Here is a 25,695-nt window from a genome sequence, read left to right as displayed (position 1 = left end):
GATTTAGCGTTAACATCAACATGAGGACATTCCTCTTCTGATGCTTCTGATTATGCTATTTAATTAACTGAGTGCTAACTAAGGTACGACCTTCGTCGCTTAGGATGTACAGACCCGTTGTGTTATTGAGAAATAGACGTTCATCATTAAGATCAAATTCGTCATTTTTGTAGGTGTACAAAACGTTCAGGTTGCTTGTGTCCATAATAATTAGTTCTAGTTCATCTTCGTCATTCTTTTCAGATTTAAACATCAAACTTGTGCCATCCAAAGCCATATTGGGATATGATACTGGCAGATATGCCTTCTCAGCAATTAATTTACCTGAAGATGAATATAGCTTGATTCGCTTATTTTTATAATCCACAAATACAAACCGATCTTTCAATGCAAAAAGCTCTGTTGAATATTCCTTATAAGGAAGTTGTTTTGTCCACTTTAGCTGCCCCGTGCTGTTATAGCCTTTAAGCGTTATTGTTTTTTTGTAGATATTATAATATAGTAGTGTGCCGTCAGATAGACTCTTAATCCCATTGTAACCTTTACCACCAGTGATCGTTTTAATTTTTTTTCCGGTTGTCAGGCTAATCAAGTATAAATCGGGATGATTGCCAAACTTACTGCCGACAATCACATCACCATGAATCTGTTGCATAAAATATGGAACCTTGAACTTTCGACTTAAATTTCCATTAGCATCGTAATAGTAGAGTGTACTGCTTTTTAAATCATCAGAGTCTGCAATCACATACAAACTTCCATTTTCGCCTGGACTGCCTGACTCAGCCGAGTATAGTCTCCAATCTTCTGGCGGTCCGGGCAGAGAAGCTGTCCAACGGATCTGGCCCGTAGCTATATGCTTGGCACTGACTTGATTATCGTGGAAAATAAACATATATCCATCATCGGATAGCGTGTACTCGTTGTCCGTTGGAATCGACCAAAGTAGCTCCCCTGTTTTGGCATCCACACTGTCGATATAATAATCATTATTCTTACCTGCTTTAGTTACGAGCAGACTTTCATTCCCCATGGCATCCGTAACACTCTTTATTGAATATGAGCTTGTTGCACTCTGTCCGCCGTTGGTAATATCATACCCCCATTGGAATTGCAGCAGATCTTTAGCCAGAGCTGGCTCGGATGGGATCGCAAGAAAGATGAATAGGCTGGCTATAAGCCAATAGTTGATTCGCTTTAAACTCATGATTGGTAGACTCCTTATGTAATGTTCTCTGGATTATGGAAGTAACTGATACTTTCTTATCGTCTGCCCGTCAGGAGGCAGGAAAAATAATTCATTTTGCTTATTAAGGAACAATTCATCTCGATTAAACCTTACATCGTTCCAATCGTTCTGTGACAGCCGATAGAGCTCTCTCAGATTATTTGAATCTCTAATCACGAGTTCTATTCCCTGTTCGGTGTATTGAATATACATAAAACTCTGTAAATCGATTGCCATTTTTAGATGACTATTTGGCTCACCTTGCATGTAGAAGGGATTTTCATTAACTCCTGTAATGAATTTTCCATCCGAATTCATAAGCATGATATTGCCTGCGGTTTGTTCCAGATACAGCACACGATCATGGATGATAAATATCTCGGGAGGCCCCTTTTTAAAAGAAAAATCATACTTCCATTTCAAAGCTCCCGTAGGCGAGTACGCCCTCAACTCAAGTTCACGGTTATTGATAAACTTCCTAGTTATTAGGGTTCCATCGTCCGTAACCCTATTCCCGTAGGGCAAGGTTGTTTCATTGGTCAGCACCGTTAGCTTCTTACCTGTAGAAAGATCAAAAACGTGAGTATACGGACTTTTGTTGCCAGGTTGACCTAAAATAAAATTTCCTTCTATTGTGTAGTATTGCATGTAGGGGAGAATGAACTTTTTGCTTCGGTTTCCCTTTTCATCATAATAATAAAGAGTTACATATTTGTTTTTGTGATAAGTGAAAGAATAAGCTGTTCCGTTTTTGGTGAAATCTGAAGACTGACCTTCACGAAAGTAAGGGTTTATAGCGGACCATATCGGTTTACCGGTTGTCAGATCCGAGACCGTAATAATATCATCAAATCTTCTTTCATAGTCATCAGTCTCAGCGGGTTTGAAAGTATACATGTAACCATCCCTAGTTAACCCATAATCAGATTCTGGCTTGGACCATCGGATGTCCCCGGTTTCACCACTAATATTCTCCACGTATGTGAGCTCCTCGTTCACTACCTTTCTCACCAAAATGTTTAGGTTGCCGGACAAATCCAGTCTGAAGTAATGCGGAGTAAATCCATCCCCCCATTTGCCAGAATCGACCTGCTTGACCCATTCAAGCTGTGGCACGGTCTTGGCTTTAGCCGACGCTGAGGGTTTGTCTACTGACAACAATCCTAGACTCAGGATGCTGATCAACAAACAAAATCGAATACAAAACCATTTCAAAATAAACAACTCCTTAAGAAAAATCGAGGTCAAACTTAATCTGGACCTACCGTTTCATTTTTAATATCCTGCACCAACCGTATGATCTCCGCAACACCTAGTAACAATAGTCCTGCTACAATGCCGTTCATCATAACTGGAAGAGTCAAAGACCATTGAAAGCCATTGAACTCATTTTGCCCAACGAGGATACTGGCAATAATGGATAGAATGATGCTAATCCAAGCTATCCACTTCAACAATTTACTCGTTTTATTTTTGTTGTACAAAGAAATTAACTCCTTTACCATAGTATGCCATTAAGTTTATCATATCTATCATTACTAGGTATATAGGACTATTCTTGTGTCGGATTTAAAGTTTTGTTGAAAAATATTGTTATGTGTTTTAATGTCTGTCTGCTGCATGTTATTCAATGACAAGAATACGCGGGGATGCCTGACGAATCACCTTGGATGATCTCCAGGAGCCAAAAGTTGCTGCAAGGATACTCAGAGAAGATAAAAGTATAATCCCCCACCAATTCAGAACCAACGGGATTTGTACGATACCGTATCCCGAGAGTACCTTTTCAAGCAACAACGGAAGAAGGTACACGCCAGCAATAACGCCAAACATCGAACCGATCAGGGATAACAATACAACTCCCAGTGTAATAGAGGACCGAATACTGCCGGATGTCATACCAATCGATTTGTAGATGCCGTACGTCTTGTTTTCTTTGCGAATGCTGATCCGGCTGGTACTGAAGATGATCATAAACGTAACTATGATGAATAGAAGACCGATCAGGGCCATGGGATATATGAGAATGTTTGCTGCTTCTGTATAAACGGAATCCAGCAGCGTTTTTTGCGTGACAATGGATGCAGAGTATTTGAACTGCTCATTTAACTGGGCTGCAATTGCCCCTGCTTGTGAAGGATCGATGGCATTAATAAATGCAACATCTATATCACTGTAACTCGGATTTACACTTCGGACCGCTTGAACGGTGATTCTCCCGGATAGCGACATGTTGGAGATCGCTTGATAGATACCCGAGATGATGAACGTACGCTTTTCTCCCTCAATGTAGATATCGATAAGGTCACCCAGATCCTTGTTTAACATCTTGGCAGCACTGACCCCAATTGAAATCTCATTTTCTCGTTCAGGGTTATTTCCTCTCAACGTCTCGAAGCCGAAATCCTCATAGCTTCCATCCAATACGCCTAGATAAAGGCTAATAGACTGACTGGCTGGATTGCGCGAGGAAACATCTGAGGGAATAACTCCGGTAATGTTTCCTTGCCAACCTACATTGTGGATGCGGGGATCTTCTTCAAGCACGTTTTGCAGCTCTGCTCTGGGAAACGTTGTTTTGTTCACCACCACAGCAGCAATGTTTGCATTGTCATAACCCCATTTAGCTGCAGTCTGATTGATTCCGGTAATGCTGGTCAGCACAACATATCCGAAGACAAGCACGGAAGCAGCTACGGACGTCAGCAATATTATTAAAACAGAGCTTTTGCTGTTTCTGATTAGACTGCGCAGGCCGATTACAAAAGAGATAGGTAGTCGACCAAACGAGGCCGCATTTGCGAGTGGTGAATTCATTCGCTTTGCCATGGCTACGTTCTCATCCTCTGACATACCGTAGCGAATGGCCTGAACAGGCTCGATCATACGGGCTTTTTTGGCATAAAATATAACAAATACAATCACAAGGATGAATAACAGCAATCCTACAAGTATAGCTGCTCCAACGCCCTCAACCGGAAGATCACTATTGCCTGTTCGCAAGGACGATACGGAGATGTTGATGATGAATTTAGACACCAACACACTCAGCGCAAACCCGGGAAGAACAGCGATGATGGACAGCAGGGAATATTGAATGACATAGGTGCCGATCGTTGCACGGGAAGTGAGTCCCAGTGACTTAAGGATACCTATCGTTTTGTAGTTAGCCAGAATAGCATCAGAGATGGTGAAGCCAATTGTGATGAGTGCAATTATCATCATGACGGCTCCTAGGAAAATCATGATGAAACCGACGATCTGGTTCATAATCAGATAAAAGGATGAAATACTTTCGAATTCCATTTTGGTTTCCAGAAGCGGAGCACCCGTCTCGTTAGTATAACGGTTCCAGTAACTGGAACTCATACTGTAATCGTCAAAATGGATGCCCATCATGTGATTCTCTTTCCCTGCAAGCGTACTAAAATCATGTTGGTAATCTGCACTGTTCATCCAGATTCTTGCGTTATTGGTGAACGGTGCGCCATAAGGAACATCGACAACAACAGCTGATACAGCGAGGTCAAGCGTGGCTGAGCCGGTCTTGAATTGAATGGTATCGCCGACAACAATGTTATGGCTATTCGCCATGGACGTAGGAATCCATACGCTACCTTGTGCGGGAGATGAGCTTTCTTTTCCGGCTACAAATACGAGTTTATCTACATCCCAAGGAGGCGGCGGGGTGTTCATCATATAGAGGTAAATGTTAGGTATATCCATGCCGTCAAAGGTGATGCCTGATAAAGTTTGGTAAGCAAGTAAAGTCGAGATCTGAACACCATTCTGGGCGGCCCACCAGTCATGTACCGTTTGGGGATCATTCAGCCCTTTGTCGAACGTCAAGATCTGATGCGACCCGTTGGTTCGGCTGTGCATCTCATTGAACTGGTTACCCGTGTTAGCCAAAATGATGATGGAAGTACACACCAGAAGTGTGGACAACAAAATAAGCAGGGTAATAAACAGGTTCTGAATTTTATTTTTACTCAGATAAGAAAAACTCAGCTTCAGGATGGCAGCCATAGGTTACTCCTTTCCCGACACAAAGGCAAAGACGATTGATTCCCGATCCGGAATCTGATATTCATCATATTTGTCGAACTCCAGAATGCCGCTGACTTTACCATCACGGATCAGGATCAGACGGTCGGCTCGGCAAGCAGCTTTGATGTCATGTGTCACCATAACGACCGACTGTCCTTTCCGGTTCATATCTGTCAGGATGTCGAGCACCGCATTACCATGTTCATAGTTCAAACTTCCGGTAGGTTCGTCAGCGAACAGGATATCCGGCGAATTAATCAAAGCCCGTGCAATGGCAGCTCGCTGCTGCTGTCCTCCGGAGGTTTGGGAGGGGAGGCGGTTACGCTGTCCATCAATATCCATGGCATTCATCAGCTCAGCAGCGCGGGATTGGATGTCCTTCTTTTTGTTTCCCGCGATATATCCCGGTAAAGCAATGTTCTCTTTGATGGAAAGGTCTGGGACCAGATTGATACTTTGATAGATATAACCAATCCGGCGGGTGCGGAAGTCAGACATTTCTCGTTCACTGTAAGCGTCAATCCGTTGGTTGCGAAAATAGACCTCACAGGCTGTAATCTGATCCAGCCCGCTTAGCAGGTATAAGAGGGTTGATTTTCCGGATCCGGAATTCCCCATGATGACCGTGAATTCCCCTTCATAGATGTCGAGATCGACATTACGGATGGCATGATGTTGCTCACTCCCGCTGTTGTACGTTTTGCACAGGTTCTGTGCACGAATAATTACCTTTTTGGACAAGTCGAATCACTCCCGAGTGCAGTATAGGATTCATTCTAGAGGAGGGATGTTGAGGAAGCCTTATCAAATTATGAATAAAGTATTACAGCCAAATGGGGTGAAGCGGAAGTTAAAGGCGCTTGGTAAAATAGCCAGGCCAGAATGGCTCAGCAGATAGGCAGATAGAACCGGAAGGTCGTACCTTGTCCTTCTTTACTAGTGAAGGAAATATGGCCTCCATGTGCTTCAATAATGCTTTGGCAGATGGAAAGTCCCAGTCCCGTACCTTCCTGAACACGTTGGTCTGCCTGACTAGCTTGGCCTCTGAAATAACGCTGGAAAACAAACGGCATGTCCTGTACACGTATTCCCTGACCCGAATCGGCGATGGTCACTTTCAAGTGACCGGATTCCAGTTCCGTGACTATACGTATCGTGTCTCCCGGAGCTGTATGCTTGAGGGCATTGGCGGCAAGATTGGAGATGACCTGTTCAATTCGGGTAGGATCGATTGCGACTAACACATTGGGGATGTGGTTAGAATTGGGGCCGTCGTAGACCAGACCTTTCGTGAGAACAACATGTTCAATAGGTTTCAACATAGTTTCCAAGACAGGGCCACTGTACATTTCACGAGGTTCCACCGAAATTTGCCCGAGTTCCTGCAGTGCATGAACCAGCAGGTCCTCCACAAGTCGGGCCGTTTTATCCGTATGGGTCCGCATGACTCTCATATATTCCATCAGCGTTTCCTGATCGTTACATAGCCCTTCCTCTATAGCTTCTATGTATGCTTTTATCGTCGTAATTGGTGTTTTGATATCATGGGATATATTGGTGATGAGTTCCTTCTGCGCCTGTTCTTGCTGGATGCGCAGCTCGTTCATATGCTTGATTTCGGTGCGCATCAAATCCAACATGGCATAAAGGTCGCCCATTTCATCCGTCCGGTTGTACTGAATCTGTTCTTCATAATTGCCTTTGAGGATGTATTCCGCATGGAGCTTCAAATTATGAATGGGAGAGAGCAGCTGCTTCTCCAGCTTTCGTTTCATCCAAAATAGAAATAAGCTCAGGATCAGGGACAGGAGCAATAGTACGCTAATCCATATCACTAGAAAAGTCATTGGTTGCTGAACAGTAACCATAGCTTGGGGGATGGAAAAGATGGCATTGCCGATCTGGCTCCCCACAGGTCCGTCCATCACGGGAAATGCAATTTCAAGCGATTCGTTACCATTCGCAGCCTGCGCGGCATGGTGTAGATCATAATGAAGGGATGAACGCAGATTAACTTGGGTTCCTTCAGAGGTGGGGGCGGAGGACAGAATTACTGTTCCATCCAAGTTCACATAGGTAAGCACAACCCCGCTTTCTTTGGCGGTGGAACGTATATCTTCATGAATATATTGATCGTCCAGATGTTGATGATTTTGCTCCAGAGCGAGCAGAGTGGGATTGACCTTGAGGCGAATCTGATTCATAGACAGATTGGATTGTTCAGAATTTCGGTTTTGGAATAACATCATCGACAGCGCGAGGATACTTAAAATCATAATAATCAGAAGGCCAAGTGTTGTTAACAGCCAGCGTCTGGACCAGGTGTTCAATGACATGCGGATGTCTCCAATCTGGATTATTCGTAATTAAATTTGTAACCGACACCCCAGACCGTCTTCAGAACAGTGGGATGGGAGGCATCTGCCTCGATTTTTTCTCGTAGTCTGCGAATGTATACGGTTACGGTGTTTTCATCCCCATAGGTTGCATATCCCCAGATGGCGTCAAGCAACTGGGCTTTGGAGAAAACCTGATTCTTATGGCTTGCCAGATAATGAAGTAATTCAGACAGAGAAACTTCCGATTCGTTCAATGTAACTTTATAGGCTTTTTTATCAATCACCAGGTTTCCAAGACGTAGTAGGTCTGTTCGCTCCTGATCGGGTGTCATGCTGTCATAACGCCTAAAGTGGGCATTAATCCGTGCCAGCAGTTCGCTAAGTGAGAAGGGTTTCGTCATATAGTCGTCTGCTCCAAATCCAAGACCAAGCACTTTATCGGTATCACTGCCCCTGGCACTCAGAATAAGGATGGGGATGTTGTTTCGCCGTCTAATCTCTCGGCACACTTCAATCCCGTCCATGTCCGGAAGCATAATGTCCAGAATAATGTAATCTGGTTGAATAAGCTCCATAATCTGAAGCCCATCTTGCCCAGTGGCTGCAACGGCAGCTTCATACTGGTTTTTGGTCAGATAATCTCGCAGAATACGCGATATATCCGGTTCATCCTCGATGATGAGGACTTTGCGCGGGTGGGTTAGCATATGTATCGCTCCAGTATTTTTAATGGGAATTCAATGAGATATATGAATGGGTAAGATGACAGTCTTTTATAATTGTACAGTCTTGTTCTGTTGGAGTCACATGAAATATTGAAGTGAACATCATTCTTGTTAATCGTGGCCTTACTAGTGGCTCTCTACAAGTTTCGTCATATCAAAATAACCCATGAACCTGCTTGAAGGTCATGGGTTTCTGATACGAATACGTCACACACGTTCTAAATCAATAGGCTCATGCTGCTTGGATTTGAGATACTCTGCCGGAGATACACCGAAATGTGCCCGGAATACCCGGTGAAAATAGGAGTAACTTGCAAAACCGCAGGATTCAGCAATATGCTCCAGTGTCATTTCACTGTATTTCATACGTTCCAATGCCGCATTCAGACGGATCTCAATCGCATATTGAATCATGGTCTGATTGTAGTGCTCCTTGAATAAACGGACTGCACGCGACAGGCTGAGTCCGGCATAACGTGCTGCTTCTTCAAGTTTAAAGGTAACGGTGGCATGTTCCTCAATAAAACGTTTTAACTTCAACGCAGAGGAAACAGCCCGATCCGTCTGGATATTCTCGGTGATTGCCCGGTCGATATATAGACATAATCCGCGCAGTAACGCATCCTTTAGCTCCGCATTCTCCTCGAGAGGTCCGCGACGTTTCTCCAGTAACATATTTCGCCATAGGCTGATCAGCTTATCATCCAATCCAATCCGGCTCACAGTGGATCTTTGCTGCCGTTTCCACCAATTCTCGATCCAACTGCCCTCGCAGAACAGATAATAATCTCCGCTAGACAAGCGTCCTTCCTTATGTGGTTCATCGACTACAAGATGATAATCGTCACCAGGCTTGAGCAGCAGCAAATCCCCGCTCGTCATCCTGAATTCTTCATCCTGTACATATACTTTGCACGAGCCTTCGGTCTGCAGGCGGAACAGATAGGTTTGCAGCTCGCCCTTCATATTATGAGTGAACGCCTTATAGTGATATGAGTAGTCACAGATCAGTACAGATGTCTCTAACGTATCCAAAGATGAAATCCCCCAATATATCGATGCTTTTACATCATAAGTTTAACTTAACATTTACACGATAACGGAGAGGACAGAAAGAACCTGAAGAAACGAAGTTAAAAGCTTTCTGAAAGAAAGCTGCATCGGAAGCATAAACTCGCCTTTAGCTCCAGATTTTATCCTTTTGAAAAGGAAATCAAAAAAATCTGGGGATAACAGCGATCGGAAGGTTGTTCTGTCATCGGAGTGCCAGTGTAAATATCTTCAGTTGAAATTAGCTACATTCAATTGATGCAAAATGATGGAAATAAAATTTGACCAGATAGTTCATGTTCTGACTATATTGTATATGTTCATTCTAGCCTGTTTTGCGGTAGGATGATACCAGATAGAGCAATGAAAGCAAATTTGAGAACAGAGGTGTATCCTACATGAAAAAACTTAATATTGGTTTGCAATTGTTTACACTCCGTGATGAAACTGCAGCAGATTTTCGTGGTACGTTGCGTAAGGTGGCGGCCCTTGGATATGAAGGCGTGGAGTTTGCCGGATATGGTGACATTCCAGCCGAAGAAATGAAAGCGCTACTAGATGAACTTGGATTGAAAGGATTCAGCAGCCACGTTTCACTACATGCGATGCGCGAAGACTTGCAAAAACAAATCGATTACCTGAAAACAATTGGTGCACAATATATCATTTGTCCTTACCTGATGCCAGAAGATCGTCCTGAGAATGCAGAAGGTTGGACCAAGCTGTTCGCTGAGTTACAACAATATGGAGCTGAAGCGGCGAAGCAAGGTTTGATCTTCGGTTACCATAACCATGACTTTGAATTCCACGGCCAGGTTGGAGATGCCAATGCCTTTGATGCCATGTTCGCTCAAACATCACCGGAAGCGGTAAAAGTGGAAATGGATGTATGTTGGGTCCAATTTGCGGGACAAAATCCGATCGAGTATATTAATAAATATGCGGGTCGTTTACCGCTTCTTCATCTGAAGGACTTCAGCAAAGACGAACAGGGCCAGATGAAAACGCTGGAACTGGGACAAGGTTCGGTTGACCTGCCGGCTGTTATTGAAGGCGCTACGAATGCAGGTGTGGAGTGGCTGATCGTGGAACAAGACGTATGTCAGAATCCTCCACTTGAGAGCGTATCCAATAGCTACAACTGGCTGAAAGAAAACTACCTAAACCAGTTCTAAGAGCATCATCGAACCATGCAAAATGCTAATCTATTTGTCAAAGGAGACTTATGTACATGAGTAAAATTAAAGTTGCTGTATTCGGCTGTGGAGCCATTGCCGAGCGCAGACATATTCCAGAGTACGCTGCCAATGAGAACGTAGAACTTGTCGCTTTTGCCGATCCGATTGTGGAGCGTGCGGAGAAGATGGCCGAGACTTACGGAGGTAAAGCGTACTCCAGTTACGAAGAATTGCTTGCAAACGAAACGGTTGATGCCGTAAGTGTGTGTACACCGAACTATCTGCATGCGCCAATGGCGATTGCTGCTGCAAATGCAGGCAAGCATGTTTTGGTTGAGAAGCCAATGGCAGTATCCACTGAAGAAGGCGAGCAAATGATCGAAGCTGCCAAGAAAAACGGTGTGTATCTGATGGTTGGACACAACCAGCGTCTGATGCCTCCTCATGTCAAAGCAAAAGAAATTCTCGACTCCGGCAAACTCGGTAAAGTCCTGAATTTCCGTACATCCTTCGGTCACCCGGGCCCGGAAGCATGGAGTGTGGACGGAGCCGAAAGCTGGTTCTTCCGTAAAGAAGAAGCTATTATGGGCGCTATGGGTGACCTCGGCGTGCACAAATCAGACTTCATCCGTTACTTGCTGAATGATGAAGTATCTGAAGTGGCTGGTTTCATCAGCACACTGCACAAGGAAGGCACCAAGGTTGACGATAACGCAACTTGCTTGCTTCGTATGAAGAGTGGAGCAATCGGAACGCTGGTAGCGAGCTGGACGCAATACAGAGCCGGAGACAACAGTACAGTTCTGTGGTGTGAGAATGGTGTTATGAAGATTGGAACAGTGGAAGGCGATGAAGTTATCGTTGAGTTGACCAACGGTACGGTTGAAACGTACAAAGTCGGTGCCATGGCTACTAACGAGAAACAAGTGCCGAGTGGTGTGATTGACGCTTTTGTAGAGTCGATTGTGACCCAAACACCTCCAGCGATTTCTGGGGAAGAGGGCTTGCGTTCCTTGCAAGTCATCCTGGCAGCATTCGAATCCGAGAAAACAGGTCAGATCGTTAAACTGTAATCCATACGAATGACAGTGCAATTTTTAATATTCTATATGGCTTAATCTATGATATAAGGGACTTATCTCAGTGAAGTGTTCTGGGGTAAGTCTTTCTCTGTTTGTTTCAAGGCAAGTGTGGGAAAGTGAACAGTGTATACGGTAATTTGTGCAACAAGGTTAAAGCATCTGATCGCTTGTGCAGAACAGAAAAAGGCTGACATCTCGCGCTATCGCGGAATATCAGCCCCTTAGAAGTCATTAGATTAAATGATAGAATGATTAACTTTCTTTAGATGCCAGCCGGTACATCGCTGCCCAGATCCAGCCATGTTATTTCAGCAGGAGTCAGTGTGATGCGGGACCCCTCGTCACAGGACAGCAGCTCCGCCTGATTCTGGGCACCAATCAGCGCACAGGTTGGGAACGTCTGATTCAATACATAAGCGAGTGCAATCTGAATGGGTGATGTTTTCTTCGAATTAGCCAATTGTTCAGCCCGACGCAACCGTTCCCAGTTGCCATCACTGTAGAATACACGTACCAGATCTTCGTTATCCCGAACTTCAGGTGTGAATCGTCCAGTGAAGAAACCACGCGCTTGGGAGGACCAGGATAGCAATGGTAGTTTAGTTTGCTCATGCCATGCCAGCGTCTCTGCATCTGCTGACACACAGCCTTCCCAGAAAGGTTCGTTTGCTTTGGCGAGACTGAGATTTGGACTGCTAAATGTGAAGCCCTTCAAGCCATTTGTCGCAGCGTACGCATTGGCTTCCTCGAGCCGCTGCCAGGTCCAGTTGGAGGCGCCAATTGCGCCGATTTTGCCGGATTCAATATGTTCGTTCAGTGCTTCAAGAATAACACTCACAGGGGTATTGGGATCATCCCGGTGCAAGGCATACATCTCTACGTGATCTGTCTGCAGACGCTCCAGACTTTCCAGCAAGTCACTACGGATGGCATCAGCGTTCACGCGTGGTCCATTCTGGTCATGATGCGCGCCTTTGGTGAGAATGACGATCTGGTCGCGGTTACCACGTTCCTTCATGTAACGACCGAGGACTTCTTCACTCTGTCCACCACAATAAATATGTGCTGTATCTACGGTGTTACCGCCAATCGACAGAAAAGCATCCATGTTCGTAGCTGCTTTATCGTAGGCATCATGCACGAAATAATCGGTTCCTTTAATCAATCTGGAGACGCGTTTACCTGCACCAGCAATTTCGATATATTCCATAAGTCAGTTCATCCTCTCAATTATAGTGTAATTCGTATCCGTTCTTCCGCTGAACGAAGGCAAGCTTCCAGCACTTTCATATTAGCAAGCGCATCGGAAGGGGCGAAGCGCAGATCCTTGCCCTGAAGTACCGCACGTGCCATGTCATCTCCCTGTAGAGAGTAGTGGTTCACTTGCGGAACTTCAATCTCTTTGCGTTCACCGCCAGCCGTTACATAGAAGTTGGAACTGCGATCTTGACGACCGATAAAGGCCGATGGCACCTCAATGATGCCATCAGAACCTAGAACTTCGAGCGTGTTTCGGAAGGCTGCCCACATGCTGCTGTCAAACGTCACACCAACGTGATTATCGAATTCCAGCAGTCCGGAAGCCATCATATCGACCTGATCATGCTGTGGGGAGAACATGCCAATAACGGTAACTGCACTTGGTTCTTGACCAAGCAGCAGACGTGCTACGCTGATGGAATAACATCCGATATCATAAAGTGCACCTCCACCCCACTCTTTCCGAAAGCGGACATTGCCGGATGCATTGGAGTTATTAAATGAAAATGTGCTGTGAATACCACGAATCTCACCAATCTCACCGCTGGCAATGATATCCCGGATCTGCTCATATCGTGGATGATGGCGGTACATGAATGCTTCAGCCAGATGCACACCTGCATCTGCACAAGCTTGAACCATCTCCTGAGCTTCCTGCTCTGTCAGAGCAAGTGGTTTTTCGCACAAAATATGTTTGCCTGCTTCAGCAGCCCGGATCGTCCATTCCCGATGCAGATGATTCGGCAGTGGGATATATACGGCATCAATGGAATCATCAGCCAGCAAAGATTCATAACTTCCATAAGCCTTGTCGATCCCAAGTTGTTCGGCCGTCTGTTTGGCTTTATCTTCGTCACGACTGGCGATCGCGGTTACTTCATTCAACTCGGATTTCTGCAGGCCTGGAATGACGGATTCCACAGCAATGCTAGCGCTACCAAGAATGCCCCAACGCAATTTTTGAACTGAATTCATGTGTTGTATCCTCCTGTGTATAAATGTATATTGTGATTATAAAGAATAGACCAATGAATTAAAATGATAATATATTGAAGTTAGTTAACACAATATTGTTGATCGAGGAGAACTGGCTATGATGAGACAAACGGTATTGCTTACCCTGCAGGATATTCCATATTTTTGTTATCCCGAGTCCGTTGGACATTATATGGACCACGTCCAGCATTCCGTGTTGCGTGAGGCTGGCGCACTGAACAACTTTAATATTCACTACGTCGCTTCGGGCAAGGGATATGTGGAAGTAGATGGGGTGGTGCATGAGCTTCGCGCAGGTCAGGCGGTTCTCTATTTCCCGCAGCAGCGGCAGCATTATTATAGTAGTGAAGATGATCCATGGGATGTACGATGGGTTCATTTTTACGGTGAACGTCTGCATGATTATATGATCGAGCGGGGGTTACATCGCAATCTGTTGTGGACACTGCGGCAACGCAGCTCCTGGGAAGAGGCTCATCTGGCCTTGCTGACTGAAGCGGAACAGAACACCATGCTGCGTCCGGCGCAGCTATCCACATTGACCTATGCTGTACTCGCCGAGTTCGTGCAGCATGCAGTACCTTTAAAGAGCACACGTACCACCAGTAAGGCGGAGAGTCGGGTACTTGCACTTCTTCCACAGATGCAGCAAGAGGCCTGTCAACCTTTCCTGTTACAGGACTGGGCAGATCTTGCAGGTGTGAGTTCGTATTACTTTTGCAAAATGTTCAAGAGTGCTGTGGAGATGACGCCTATGGAGTTTATCACTCGTTCACGACTACAGATGGCGAAGCAATGGTTACTCGAACGGCCTACGGCCAACATTGGACAAATCGCGGAGGAAGCGGGGTATCCCAATGCCAGTTATTTTAACCGCCAGTTCATGGCCCATGAGGGGATGACTCCTACGGATTACCGCGGATTGTATCACAATTAACCCGTATCCTTTCGATGTTGCCAGTACTTGAGGTATAGTGGTTTGACAGAGAGCTGAATCAAGTCTATTATGGATAAATTAAATCCGTGTATAATGAGGTGCCCTCATGAAATATTCAAAAGCGACAAATTATGCTTTGCATACGATGCTTCATCTTGTAAGCACTGCCCCCGAACAGCTGGTTAGTGTACACCAACTTGCAGATTTGCAGAAGGTGTCACCAACCTATCTATCCAAAATTTTGACCAAATTGGTTAAGGCGGGCATGATCGAATCGACTTCTGGTGCCAATGGTGGCTACCGGCTTAGTCGTAAAAATCCGGATCCGTCCTTCCTGGAAATCATTCATGCGATTGAAGGTCAGGCGTCCCTGTTCGAATGTTCCCAGAATCATAACGCAGGCTGTTTGATCCAGCAGGTGATGGTGCAGGCTGAAGAAGAGATGGAAAGTTTTTTGAACAATAAAAAAATGTCAGAACTGGCTTCCCAGATGAAGGGTGCACATTCCCTGTAACTTGTACTAGAAGTGAAGTTTCGATGGACGCTGTTAACTCGTCTGGCACATAGGTATATCCAGATCTTTCCCCAACCTCGCGAGAGGTAAGGAAAGATTTTTTTGTATCGTTGTACCTAATAGAAGCCGAATGGTACAATAAGGAAGGTATAGTATACATACATACATACATACATACATGATCCAAATCTTACATCACATTTTACATCTCTGGAGGGACAACACATGAGCCAATCAACGATTACAGGACTGGAACAATTGTTCGCGCTGGAAAACATTCGGAACACCAAGGCGCGTTATTGCCGCTATATTGATACGAAACAGTGGGATACCTTGGGTGATGTGTTTGCTCCGGATGCAGTCGCCGATTTCAGCACAGAAGGCAATCCAATTCCGGTATTAACAGGCCGTGATACGATCGTACAAGTATTCCGTGATCTGGTGGATGTTGCCGTAACCGTGCATCATGTTCATAGCGCCGAAGTTGAATTTGTATCTGAGAACGAAGCAAAGGTCATTTCCCCAATGGAAGATTGGGTAACGTTCCCGGAGGGCAATGAGAACAAATCCTTCCACGGATTTGGGCACTACCACGAGACTTTTGTCAAAATCGACGGCCAATGGTACATCAAACATACGAGCCTGAAGCGTCTTCGTCTGGACCTGTTTGAATAGTATACTCAGTGTAGAAGAATAGAGAAGTTGGTCAACCATAAAATAATAGCCCCGAGGAGCGTGATGAACGCGTCCCTGGGGCTGTTTTGTGTTTGTGGGAGAGGGCAGCTGACACATGCATAGAAATTAGGTAGAAAAAAAGCCAGGTTCAGAACCCGAGGGTCCCTTCCTGACTTCTTTTGGTTAAATATGATGTTAGATCCGGCTACTTGTTTCCGTGACTTTCCGTGACTGCATTCTCAGATACACCTGAGAGAAAATAACGGATGCCAGTGCAACCACGGTCATGCCCCAGAAAATATTAGTGTACGCTGAGGACAGCGGCATGTTTTGCATCGCAGTCAACGCTACACCAGTGACAGCAACGCTGAAAGCACCGCTGAAGAACTGACTAAGTTGGAACAATCCCATACCTGCGCCGACCTGATCCATGGTCAGATTGCCAGATAATTCATTGGATACGCTCGTGGTTAGGGAAGAGAAGCCTACGCTGAGCAGGACATATACGACCATGATGGCGTAGATGCTATTGTCTGCAAATAAGGCGAACAATCCAGCAGCGGCCAGTAACAACCATGGTGCAAACTTCAGCAGCAACGTATTGCCATGTCGGTCAATCATGCGGCCGATTCGGTTGGAGAGCAGCATGGATACGACTGCACCCGGGAAGATGACAAGTCCGGATTGAGCAGGTGTCAGTCCATACAGATGCGCCAAAATCTGCGGCAGCAGGAACAGCGTTGAGAAGTTATTGATGTACGATACAATACCCAGCGAGCTGAGCATCATATATTTTTTGTTTTTGAACAAAGCAGGTTGAACAAATGGATCTGCCGCGCGCCGAATTCGGAGCCAGAACAGAAGCAGTGCCGCAGCACCGATGACAAGCGTGAACCACTGACGGGAAGTCAGGAATAACAGCACACCCGTAGTACCGATGGCGAGAAGTACGGCACCCGGCAGGTCAAATGACCCTTTTTGCGGTGTTTCCCGAGGAAGCAATTTGAAGAATACAGGAATCAAGAATAACGTTAATCCCGTAACGATAAATAGATCATGCCATCCCAGAAACTGAGTAATACTTCCGCCGATGACGGGACCAAGTCCAAGCCCCAGTGAACTGGCGGACATGATGACAGCCATCGATTTACCCCGGCGATCATGTGGAATGTACCGGGTAATCAGCACAATGGCAAGCCCCGGAACCGAAGCAGCACCCGCAGCCTGAATCAGACGTGCAATAAGCAAAATGATGAAGTGATTACTGAAGAACCCGAGAACGGATGCTGCACCAAGTAAAGTAAGCCCGGTCGTGAATAATGTACGAATGGGTATGAAATCCGATAGACGTGAGAACGTAATCGAGGAAATAGCAAATACTATGGAATACCCTGTAACAATCCATGAGGAAGCGACGGATGTAAGCATAAATTCGGCTGCAATTTTGGGCAGGGCCAGATTAAACATCATTGTATTCATCACAACGAGTACAACGGTGAAGCCAAGCAAGCTTACAATTAATCCTTCCTGTATTCCGGTCCGTTCCCTTGATGATGCGGTTGCGGTGTTGTTCATAAAAACCTCCTAAAGTGATGTGTATTTCGCAACATTTCAGAAACGGTGTGTAACATTTGCAAAATGTAGTATGATGTCAATCCCGTGCCTGACAGCAGGGGTTACATAACGAAATTATTAAAGTTCGATTGGTGTCGAACATTAGAAATATATCATGGATCTGTGTTAAAATACAATGGATAGTCTGAAAAAAGGAGACTACAGTATGAAAATTTTACATCATCCACAAGTATCCGATATTGAACTTTCCTCCGTATTGTATGCGTTAAGCGACCCGACTCGTCTTGGGATTGTTGCGGAAGCAGCGAGAAGCGGGGAGCAGCCGTGCAGTCATTTTCATGCACCTGTTGTGAAGTCAACGATGTCGCATCACATTCGTACTCTGCGGGAAGCCGGAGTTATTCGGGTCAGAGTGCAGGGCACACAGCATTTTCTCACCTTGCGGTCCGATGATCTGGAAACACGCTTTCCAGGGCTCTTGCAACCGTTATTGCAGGCCGCAGCTCAGACGAGCACAGATCCTTCCTAAATGGTGTCCTTTCTTCAGGTCGAAGAGGGGACATTTTTATTTTTGAATCGAGAAAGACCCCTATACGAGTCCAACCATTTAGGGGATTGTAATTTAAGATCATTTTACTTCAATGAAGCTTCAGATCGGAACGGCATGTGAAGTTGTTCTGGAAAAGATATAAACGCTATAAAACCGGACAGGCCGCAGCCGATCCGGTTTATTTGATGTGAACGTAAATGCAGATCAGGTCATGTGAATCCAACCAGTTATAACTTTTATAAGAGACAGATTGTAATATGAAGTGCGACACCTACTGGAAATAAAAAAATGGCTCATAGCCTGATTCGTGTAGAATGAAAGTTACCACACAAGCATTCACACAAGGAGAATCAGTCCATGAGTTATTCACATCTTAGCATAATCGAACGCAGCAAGCTAGAAATCCTCCACAGCCAAGGCCAAAGTTCGAGAGCCATTGCAAAAGTACTAGGGAGGCATCCGTCGACGATTTGTCGTGAGTTAGATCGTGTTACTGCATCGCAACCCTATCAGGCAGAACAAGCTCAAAACGCTTATGAGGAGCGCCGTAAGGCTTCTGTCTCTCGAGGTAAATGGTCAGAAGCCTTGGCTGCTTCCTTGGAGAAGAAGCTTCAGGCGACGTGGTCTCCAGAACAAATCACCGAACGTTTCCGTATGGAAGGCCTGCCAACCGTCACCTTCAAAACCATCTATCGCTGGATCTACACGGGGCGCTTGGTTCAAGGCGTATTACAGGTTCTTCGGCACAAAGGGAAGCGTCAGAAACCCGCAGAAACTCGCGGTAAATTTGCCATTGGTCGATCCATTTCGGATCGTCCCAAAGAGGTACGTTCCCGTGAAACGTTTGGGCACTGGGAACTGGATACCGTCGTATCGGGCCGTGGGAAAAGTAAAGGCTGCGTGGCCACGTTGATTGAACGTAAAACACGCCTATATACCGCTGTTCTCATGCCCGACCGTACCGCTTTGTCAATGGAGATTGCACTCGGTGTAGCCATCTCACAGTACCCTACAGGGACCTTTCTCACAGCCACGGCTGACCGAGGAAAGGAGTTTGCATGCTATGCCAGTCTGGAAACCACGCATAACCTGCACGTTTATTTTGCTGATCCGTATTCCTCTTGGCAACGCGGTTCCAACGAGAATGCGAATGGCTTACTACGAGAGTTCCACCCCAAAGGTACAGATTTCGCTCAAGTGGAGGATGAAGAACTCGCACACTCACTCGATCTAATGAATCACAGACCACGAAAATGCTTGGGTTGGAAGACGGCTCACGAATCTTTTACAGAGGAACTGTCGCACTTGGTTTGACAATCCGTCAAGAAAAAAATACAAAATTTTAATTTTGGGGTAATCCAAATCCCGTCTTGTTCCGAATATTATATTAGATGGTCTTTTTTGGATGATGATATTCAAGGAAACAGGGGGCGGGAGTATGGTACATAATCCGGAAACCATTCAGGAGTGTATCGAACATGCACGACAAAGACTCTACCAGATTGCAGCTCAATATCCGGAACTATGGCATCCGGAGGTTATTCGCCAATCCATGGTGCTGGATGAGTTGATTAATGAATATAACAACGCAACTCGCGGGAGAACAATCACGAATCAACTGAAATCATGACCTTTCTGAACCAAGAATCCCATGAAGGGATTCCGTGTGTTTGCCTTACTCTTTTACCGCCCCGAGCACAATCCCCTTTACGAAGAAACGCTGCAAGAACGGATATACGAGCAGGATCGGCAGAGCGCCAATAAAGATCTGAGCCGCGTTCACCGTACGCTGAGACATGTTCTGAAGCTGCGTTGCATCCACGTTCATATTAGAGAAATCCTGCTGAACGATAATGGTCTGCATTAACGTGGCTAGTGGATATTTGGAAGCATCATTCATATAGATCAGCCCGTCAAACCAGGAATTCCACTGACCTACCATGGTGAATAAGGAGATCGTGGCAATAGCGGGCATGGATACAGGCAGATAGATTTTGAACAGGGTCGTAATATGGTTGGCTCCATCAATAAATGCGGCTTCTTCCAGCTCTTTTGGCACGTTGCGGAAAAAGTTCATCATCAGAATCAGGTTCCAGACAGCCACCGCTCCCGGCAAAATGAGAGCCCACATCGTATTAATTAGTCCAAGCTTCTGGATCAAAATATAGGATGGAATCAATCCCCCGCTAAACAGCATTGTGAAGATGAAAAACCACGCATATAACGAGCGCCCCTTGAAATGCAGACTCTCCTTGGATAACGGATAAGCCGTCAGGAAGACAAGTGTCATACTAAGCAGTGTGCCCAGAACCGTACGTTGGACTGAAATCCAGAGTGCATTCAGAAAGTTACTGTTACCAAATGTTTTGGTGTAGGCGTCCACCGTAAAATCAATCGGCCAAAGTGTCACCAGATTGGCGGATGCTGCCGCTTTACCACTGAAGGAAACGGCCAGAATATGGACCAGCGGCAGGATGCACAGGATCGAGACGGCCGCGATGAATATCAGGTTGAAGCCATTGAATATACGGTACCCGGTTGTTTTGTGATACACCTTGATTCCTCCTTAAAAAATACGGTAATTGGCGATTTTGTACGCCATCCGGTACGCAGAGATGACCAGGAACATCGCGACAAATGATTTGAATAGTCCAACGGCGGTCGCAAAGCTCATTTTGCCATTCAGAATCCCCATCCGGTAGACAAAGGTATCAATAATATCGCCTTTTTCATATACCAGCGGATTGTACAGGTTGAAGATCTGGTCAAAGCCTGCATTCAGGATATTGCCCAGCGATAACGTACCTACCACGATAATCATCGGCACGAGTGCAGGCAGGGTAATGTGCAATGTCTGTCTAAGTCGTGTTGCCCCATCGACCTCTGAAGCCTCGTACAGTGCCGGGTTAATGCCCGCAAGTGCTGCCAGAAATACAATCGTACCGAATCCAAACTCCTTCCACACATCACTGACAACCACCGTGACACGGAACCAGTCGCCATCCCCCAGAAAGAAGATCGGTTCAACACCTGCTGCTGCTAACACCTGGTTTACCAGACCACCTTCCGGTGATAACATATCGAGCAGAATGCCGCCCAGGACAACCCAGGACAGGAAATGGGGCAGATACACCAAGGTCTGTGAGAAGCGTTTGAACGTGGAGTTCCGCACTTCATTCAGCAAAATGGCGAATACAACGGGGGCCACAAGCCCGGCCACAATTTTCATCGAAGCGATCAGTACCGTGTTCCAGATGACCTGAACACTGTCGGGATATTCGAACATGAACCGGAAGTTGTCCCAGCCCACCCATTTGGAGCCAGTGAACCCCAGCCACGGTTTGAAGTCCTGAAATGCAATAATAATGCCGCCCATGGGCACATAGGCGAACAGCAATGTAAGCAGTACAGCAGGCAGCAGCATCAGATGCAGCGGCCATGTGCGTTTGAAGTTCCAGCGGGTACGTTTGCGTGGATGGGGTGTCATTTTTCGCACCGGCGTATTGGTTATTAACGGTTGTTCCATAGCCATCAGGGTCCCTCCTTTATCTCGTCCAGCCCTGCATAATGAGGCGAGTAAGCCTCTGTACAGAGTGGAGCAACTGAATTATAGCAACGGAAAAGGGCGGACTATAGAACAACATTTCAATGCGGATGTTGAAATATTAACTTGTTGATGGAAACGGCAAAAAGGAGCATCCGACTGTAAAGTCCAATGCCCCTGTCTTCAGGTTGTGTTCCTGCCATATGCTGTCTGCTTCCAATATACCCTTCATGCTGAACGTGCCTATATTATTTCACAATCGAGCCATCATACTGCGAATCAACGGTAAGAACCGCTGACTTCACCTCGGTTACAAGACGATCCCGTTCTTCATAGAGGGGGGCCTCCTCTTCCTCAAAACTAAACTGAATCGCCCGAACGCTGCCTTGTTCAACGTTAATCCCTGAAGCTGTAATTCAAACAGGAAGGAAGCATCGAAACCCATGCCATCCTGATCCCGGTAACAATACAAGCTGGAGATATCGTCTTCTTCAATGTGCAAAATGCCTTGTTCTGTCAGTTGCATCACAGAGCCCCCTTACGAAATGTTGATTCACTCCCAGTATAAGGGGATTACAGATCAACATAAACTGGATAAATTATATTATATATACAAAATAATGAAAAAAATCCTATGCAAGATCACATTGAATTAAGCCTGAGTAAAGCTCATTAGTATTCTTCTTCATCTTGTTAGTCACGAGAGTCTAAATTTTAAGTGTAGTTTTTAGGTTCACCTCAGCTTCAGCTAGGCATAGATAATGAGTATGGCGAAGGATATAACGAGAGGCAAGTTTCAGTTTATTTAAAATATTTGTTTTTTAATACATTTTATGGTAATTCGGAGAGGGACTAGCGGTTATGTGTGTGGGTGTGCAAACACAAAAGACTCAATGTAATAATCGTCTGCACGAAAGTTTTTTTTCTATTTTCAGAGAGCCTATTAACTTAATAACTTCCAAGGTATACCAATTCTTCTGACAGATTCTTTCGTTTTTTGAGGAGGTAACAAGCAACTTTTACTACTATTCGTTGGGAAATCAATAATCATTGTAATGGATATTTCATTTTGTATCAAAGAAAAATTAGAACCCTTTAGTGAGCAGAGCTCTCCTAGAGCATTTTTGAGAAAGCGAACATGCTCTTTAAATACTGGATGAAACTCTGCTAGTCCATATTTTAAAATATCTTCCTTTATAGAAACGTTTTATATTCCTTCTATATTGAGCACTTTCGCTACAAGAGTTATCCGATCTACATTTATTTTCAATACTTACTTCATAATCATATTTGCAGTAACGTGAAATTCATTAGAGTTCAAGCCGAATAGCCCTTATCCTATAAATCATTGAGCACATCTTGATAGAGAATGTACCCCTTATTTCTGACTATAATAAAACGAAAAAAGCTCTGAATGAATAGTTAGGATTTCCTATTATTGATTGTATATAAATTCTAAATTAACAAAATGTACACAATATTTTACAAAATATGATTGATACAAGCTTCGATTTAATATATTACTTGAGTCTTGCAAAATTGACCTGAATGTCTTGAAAAAGGCAGACCTGTCGTGTGTTGGGGGATCGAGCGATTTAGGCAGACAACCGAAGCAATTTCAGAATGTCGAAAAGAGGCTTCTTTTCTAATGCTTGTTGATACACGAAGACAATCATTTGCCCGAAATGCTCTTCTCGAATGCGACGTACCACATCACCTAGGGTGAGATTCGACGCATGCTTCATCCACTCTTGCCGCTGATACTCCAAGAAATTCTGCGTCAAGAACTGGATCGCCCAAAAGCGTTCAATACCGCGAAACGAAAGCAATTGGTACTGGTCAAAGCCGAGCAGTTCCTTAAAGTATCGATATCCCGTCTCGATATTCCAGCGCACGTGATAATACCTTTGAATCGTAACGAGATCCAAAGACAGATCCGTACACAGGAGACAAACCTGCGGCTTGCTCGAAACGGTGTATTCGTCCTTCCAGGACAGCAACAGTTTGACGTTTTCGATGCTGCTCACCGGACCCTCGTAAGGGTAGACCCAGTACCTTCCCTGATCCTCTACCGTAACGGAGTGGAGGTCAGACTTGCGAATGTACTGCTGAGCGAAATCATCTAAAGGCATGTTAATTCCTGCCGGGCGAATCCGGCGATTGGTTTTGACGGCGGCAATGACATGAAATCCTTTACGGTTACACGCGTTAATCACCTTTTCGCTGGTGTACCAGCTATCCATGAGGACGTAGACCCGTTCATCCTTTGAAATGGGAAACGCCTCGACCATCTCTAGCGCCAAATCATTTTTGCTCTGGAAAGGCAGACGCTGAGATTGGCAGTACTTCTCGGGATAGTACGGCCGAAAATCCCAAGCATACGAGCCCTCTGCAGCAACCACATGTGTAGTGACCAGGCAATGGCACCACACCGATTTCCCGGCTTCATGAGCATATTGAAAGCTGAGTGCCTCCATTTTCTTGGTCGATTTGTCTTTCTTGCAACACGTGTCGTCCACGATGAGGAATACAGGAGTTCGTGTATCACCCGATTTAGCAGAAATCTGCTTCATGATCCTCTCCATACGCCGTCGTTGCATCCGATTTACACACCAAGGTGAATGATTCAGAAAATTCGTCGTACTGCTTAAATGACGATTCCCCTTGGCCGCATGCTGAATTTGAGTGATATTCTTCCTTCCGGCACAGAGAATGATGCCTTGAACAAGCGTAAACAGATGGCTGAGCTGCGGCTTCGACATGTGCAAGTGGAGAGACAAAATAAACTTGACGATGGGCAGGTAGAGGGATACCATAAGAGTGGGACATCTCCTTTATCTGGAAATTGTGGTCTTGGTAAACGACAATTTCTCCAACAAGGCTGGATGTCCTTCTTCTGTCTGCCTATTCGATAAAAGTTCTAACGATTTGACTTTAATTCCATTTGTCCGACAGCACGTTTTTTACAAGACTCAAGTATATTATACAAAATGTAACATAAATATACTTTAGGAGGAATAAAATTGAATAAAAAGGTAAAAATGTTATCTACTCTCTTGTGTAGCGCTTTGGCTATTACATCCTTGGCTCCGGTTGCTTTTGCTTCAACTGCAACTCCCTCTCCATCAATTGAACTACCTAAAGGTGAATTTACTTTTAATAAAAAAACATTGGTATTGGGAGAAGATGAATTCTCAGCAAAAATTTTAAATTCTGTTGAAGCAATGACGCCGTACATAAACAAAGGATCGGACAATCTATATCATATCAATCCTGCTGCACAAGAGGTTGTTGAACAGGACGTGTACAATCATTTTGCTACAGGAGTCCAAAATTTAAATGCTGCAATTAACAGTCAAGTTTCTGCTAGTGGCAGCCAAGTTGTAACTCCGTTTGTATTTAGCAACTCTTACTGGTGGGGAGTCGCAATTACTTTTAATAATCAAGAAACTAAAGATATGATCTTTTCTTTGCAACAAACATCAAGTGTAGGAGCTATGCTCGCTGCGATAGCGGTGTTTATCCCTGGGGGTCAATTGGGGGCTGTAGTAGCCGCAATTGAAGCTGCTGGCGCTAATATGATTGCTAATTCAATGTCGCATAACAATGCTGGCAGAGGAGTAACCTTGAACTTGCATTGGTTGCCATTTGTATACTATGAGGTGACAACAAATAAAGGTTAAAGTAGAATATTAAAAGAGAGGAGGGATATCTTGGGGACTTCATTTGCAATTATACTACTCTTTCTTTTAATTCCTGCTGTTGTCTTGGTCACTATCGTTAGTTTGATTTTTAAAGGAGATAAAATCAAAACTGGTTATGTTCTGACGGGAATTACTGCTGCAGCAATTATTATGGCAGTCACGAATTCATTAGTAACAGGTTCCGTTAACCAGAGCAATATTATCGTCTTTTTGCTATTGACAACATCACTGTTACTCTCAGTACGAATCAATAATAAACGCAGACGAGATAACTAAAGTTTAAGCCCC

General features: G+C 44.9%; 26 protein-coding genes. 11 read left to right on the top strand and 15 right to left on the bottom strand.

Annotated elements, in window-relative coordinates:
- Positions 1-55: 55 nt before the first annotated feature.
- The 8 genes from AC1S8V_RS26120 to AC1S8V_RS26085 form a co-directional block, all read right to left on the bottom strand.
- Entirely contained in the window at positions 56-1,207 is a 1,152-nt protein-coding gene (locus AC1S8V_RS26120) for an outer membrane protein assembly factor BamB family protein (protein WP_482071349.1), read from the bottom strand.
- A 33-nt stretch (positions 1,208-1,240) separates the two neighbouring features.
- Entirely contained in the window at positions 1,241-2,386 is a 1,146-nt protein-coding gene (locus AC1S8V_RS26115) for a hypothetical protein (RefSeq protein WP_482071348.1), read from the bottom strand.
- Positions 2,387-2,478: 92 nt separating this feature from the next.
- On the bottom strand, positions 2,479-2,712 hold the full coding sequence (locus AC1S8V_RS26110; RefSeq protein WP_482071347.1) for a hypothetical protein: 234 nt from the start codon (positions 2,710-2,712) through the stop codon (positions 2,479-2,481).
- 139 nt (positions 2,713-2,851) lie between these two features.
- Positions 2,852-5,257, bottom strand: coding sequence for an ABC transporter permease (locus tag AC1S8V_RS26105; RefSeq protein ID WP_482071346.1), 2,406 nt, complete (start codon positions 5,255-5,257; stop codon positions 2,852-2,854).
- Positions 5,258-5,260: 3 nt separating this feature from the next.
- Complete coding sequence (locus AC1S8V_RS26100) at positions 5,261-6,019, bottom strand: ABC transporter ATP-binding protein (RefSeq protein WP_482071345.1); 759 nt, start codon at positions 6,017-6,019, stop codon at positions 5,261-5,263.
- A 146-nt stretch (positions 6,020-6,165) separates the two neighbouring features.
- Positions 6,166-7,614, bottom strand: a complete 1,449-nt coding sequence (locus AC1S8V_RS26095) for a sensor histidine kinase (protein WP_482071344.1) — start codon at positions 7,612-7,614, stop codon at positions 6,166-6,168.
- 20 nt (positions 7,615-7,634) lie between these two features.
- Positions 7,635-8,324, bottom strand: coding sequence for a response regulator transcription factor (locus AC1S8V_RS26090; protein ID WP_482071343.1), 690 nt, complete (start codon positions 8,322-8,324; stop codon positions 7,635-7,637).
- A gap of 225 nt (positions 8,325-8,549) precedes the next feature.
- A complete protein-coding gene (locus AC1S8V_RS26085; RefSeq protein WP_145325897.1) occupies positions 8,550-9,377 on the bottom strand; it encodes an AraC family transcriptional regulator in 828 nt (275 codons plus the stop codon).
- Positions 9,378-9,790: 413 nt separating this feature from the next.
- Here AC1S8V_RS26085 and AC1S8V_RS26080 point away from each other — a divergent pair, with 413 nt between their 5' ends.
- Both AC1S8V_RS26080 and AC1S8V_RS26075 read left to right on the top strand, forming a co-directional pair.
- Entirely contained in the window at positions 9,791-10,567 is a 777-nt protein-coding gene (locus AC1S8V_RS26080; protein ID WP_036606781.1) for a sugar phosphate isomerase/epimerase family protein, read from the top strand.
- Between the two features lie 56 nt (positions 10,568-10,623).
- On the top strand, positions 10,624-11,643 hold the full coding sequence (locus AC1S8V_RS26075; protein ID WP_482071342.1) for a Gfo/Idh/MocA family protein: 1,020 nt from the start codon (positions 10,624-10,626) through the stop codon (positions 11,641-11,643).
- A gap of 271 nt (positions 11,644-11,914) precedes the next feature.
- Here the strand turns inward: AC1S8V_RS26075 and AC1S8V_RS26070 are convergent, their stop codons facing one another.
- Both AC1S8V_RS26070 and AC1S8V_RS26065 read right to left on the bottom strand, forming a co-directional pair.
- On the bottom strand, positions 11,915-12,862 hold the full coding sequence (locus AC1S8V_RS26070) for an aldo/keto reductase (RefSeq protein ID WP_482071341.1): 948 nt from the start codon (positions 12,860-12,862) through the stop codon (positions 11,915-11,917).
- A gap of 20 nt (positions 12,863-12,882) precedes the next feature.
- A complete protein-coding gene (locus AC1S8V_RS26065; protein ID WP_482071340.1) occupies positions 12,883-13,887 on the bottom strand; it encodes a Gfo/Idh/MocA family protein in 1,005 nt (334 codons plus the stop codon).
- A 118-nt stretch (positions 13,888-14,005) separates the two neighbouring features.
- On the opposite strand from AC1S8V_RS26065, the gene AC1S8V_RS26060 reads away from it, so the two are divergent.
- From AC1S8V_RS26060 to AC1S8V_RS26050, 3 genes are all read left to right on the top strand, one after another.
- Entirely contained in the window at positions 14,006-14,845 is an 840-nt protein-coding gene (locus tag AC1S8V_RS26060; RefSeq protein ID WP_315939379.1) for an AraC family transcriptional regulator, read from the top strand.
- Between the two features lie 106 nt (positions 14,846-14,951).
- Entirely contained in the window at positions 14,952-15,359 is a 408-nt protein-coding gene (locus AC1S8V_RS26055; protein WP_482071339.1) for an RrF2 family transcriptional regulator, read from the top strand.
- A gap of 225 nt (positions 15,360-15,584) precedes the next feature.
- Positions 15,585-16,034, top strand: a complete 450-nt coding sequence (locus tag AC1S8V_RS26050; RefSeq protein ID WP_482071338.1) for a nuclear transport factor 2 family protein — start codon at positions 15,585-15,587, stop codon at positions 16,032-16,034.
- Between the two features lie 195 nt (positions 16,035-16,229).
- On the opposite strand, the gene AC1S8V_RS26045 is transcribed toward AC1S8V_RS26050, so the two are convergent.
- Positions 16,230-17,609 carry an MFS transporter gene (locus AC1S8V_RS26045; protein ID WP_482071337.1) on the bottom strand — a complete coding sequence of 460 codons (1,380 nt, stop codon included), beginning with the start codon at positions 17,607-17,609 and terminating at the stop codon, positions 16,230-16,232.
- 205 nt (positions 17,610-17,814) lie between these two features.
- Here AC1S8V_RS26045 and AC1S8V_RS26040 point away from each other — a divergent pair, with 205 nt between their 5' ends.
- The 3 genes from AC1S8V_RS26040 to AC1S8V_RS26030 all read left to right on the top strand — a co-directional run bounded on the left by AC1S8V_RS26040 (position 17,815) and on the right by AC1S8V_RS26030 (position 19,789).
- Positions 17,815-18,138 carry an ArsR/SmtB family transcription factor gene (locus tag AC1S8V_RS26040; protein ID WP_221820674.1) on the top strand — a complete coding sequence of 108 codons (324 nt, stop codon included), beginning with the start codon at positions 17,815-17,817 and terminating at the stop codon, positions 18,136-18,138.
- 378 nt (positions 18,139-18,516) lie between these two features.
- The gene (locus AC1S8V_RS26035; RefSeq protein WP_482071163.1) at positions 18,517-19,473 is read left to right on the top strand and encodes an IS30 family transposase; all 957 of its coding nucleotides are present in this window, start codon (positions 18,517-18,519) and stop codon (positions 19,471-19,473) included.
- A gap of 124 nt (positions 19,474-19,597) precedes the next feature.
- Positions 19,598-19,789, top strand: a complete 192-nt coding sequence (locus AC1S8V_RS26030; protein WP_482071336.1) for a Spo0E family sporulation regulatory protein-aspartic acid phosphatase — start codon at positions 19,598-19,600, stop codon at positions 19,787-19,789.
- 45 nt (positions 19,790-19,834) lie between these two features.
- Here AC1S8V_RS26030 and AC1S8V_RS26025 read toward each other — a convergent pair whose 3' ends face one another.
- From AC1S8V_RS26025 to AC1S8V_RS26010, 4 genes are all read right to left on the bottom strand, one after another.
- Entirely contained in the window at positions 19,835-20,713 is an 879-nt protein-coding gene (locus AC1S8V_RS26025; protein WP_482071335.1) for a carbohydrate ABC transporter permease, read from the bottom strand.
- Between the two features lie 12 nt (positions 20,714-20,725).
- Complete coding sequence (locus AC1S8V_RS26020) at positions 20,726-21,646, bottom strand: ABC transporter permease (RefSeq protein WP_036668173.1); 921 nt, start codon at positions 21,644-21,646, stop codon at positions 20,726-20,728.
- A 367-nt stretch (positions 21,647-22,013) separates the two neighbouring features.
- Positions 22,014-22,229, bottom strand: coding sequence for a hypothetical protein (locus AC1S8V_RS26015; protein WP_482071334.1), 216 nt, complete (start codon positions 22,227-22,229; stop codon positions 22,014-22,016).
- 1,069 nt (positions 22,230-23,298) lie between these two features.
- Entirely contained in the window at positions 23,299-24,465 is a 1,167-nt protein-coding gene (locus AC1S8V_RS26010) for an IS701 family transposase (protein WP_482074491.1), read from the bottom strand.
- Here AC1S8V_RS26010 and AC1S8V_RS26005 point away from each other — a divergent pair.
- The 3 genes from AC1S8V_RS26005 (at position 24,355) to AC1S8V_RS25995 (ending at position 25,683) form a co-directional block, all read left to right on the top strand.
- Positions 24,355-24,618 (top strand): hypothetical protein, encoded by a 264-nt coding sequence (locus AC1S8V_RS26005; RefSeq protein WP_482074624.1) that lies wholly within the window; start codon positions 24,355-24,357, stop codon positions 24,616-24,618. The genes AC1S8V_RS26010 and AC1S8V_RS26005 overlap by 111 nt on opposite strands.
- Before the next feature lie 108 nt (positions 24,619-24,726).
- Complete coding sequence (locus AC1S8V_RS26000) at positions 24,727-25,386, top strand: hypothetical protein (RefSeq protein ID WP_482071333.1); 660 nt, start codon at positions 24,727-24,729, stop codon at positions 25,384-25,386.
- A 30-nt stretch (positions 25,387-25,416) separates the two neighbouring features.
- On the top strand, positions 25,417-25,683 hold the full coding sequence (locus AC1S8V_RS25995) for a hypothetical protein (RefSeq protein ID WP_482071332.1): 267 nt from the start codon (positions 25,417-25,419) through the stop codon (positions 25,681-25,683).
- Positions 25,684-25,695: the final 12 nt, after the last annotated feature.

Source organism: Paenibacillus sp. B46(2026) (genome assembly GCF_056786355.1).
Note: the sequence above shows the minus strand (reverse complement) of the source record. Positions and strands in the feature narration are given on the sequence as shown.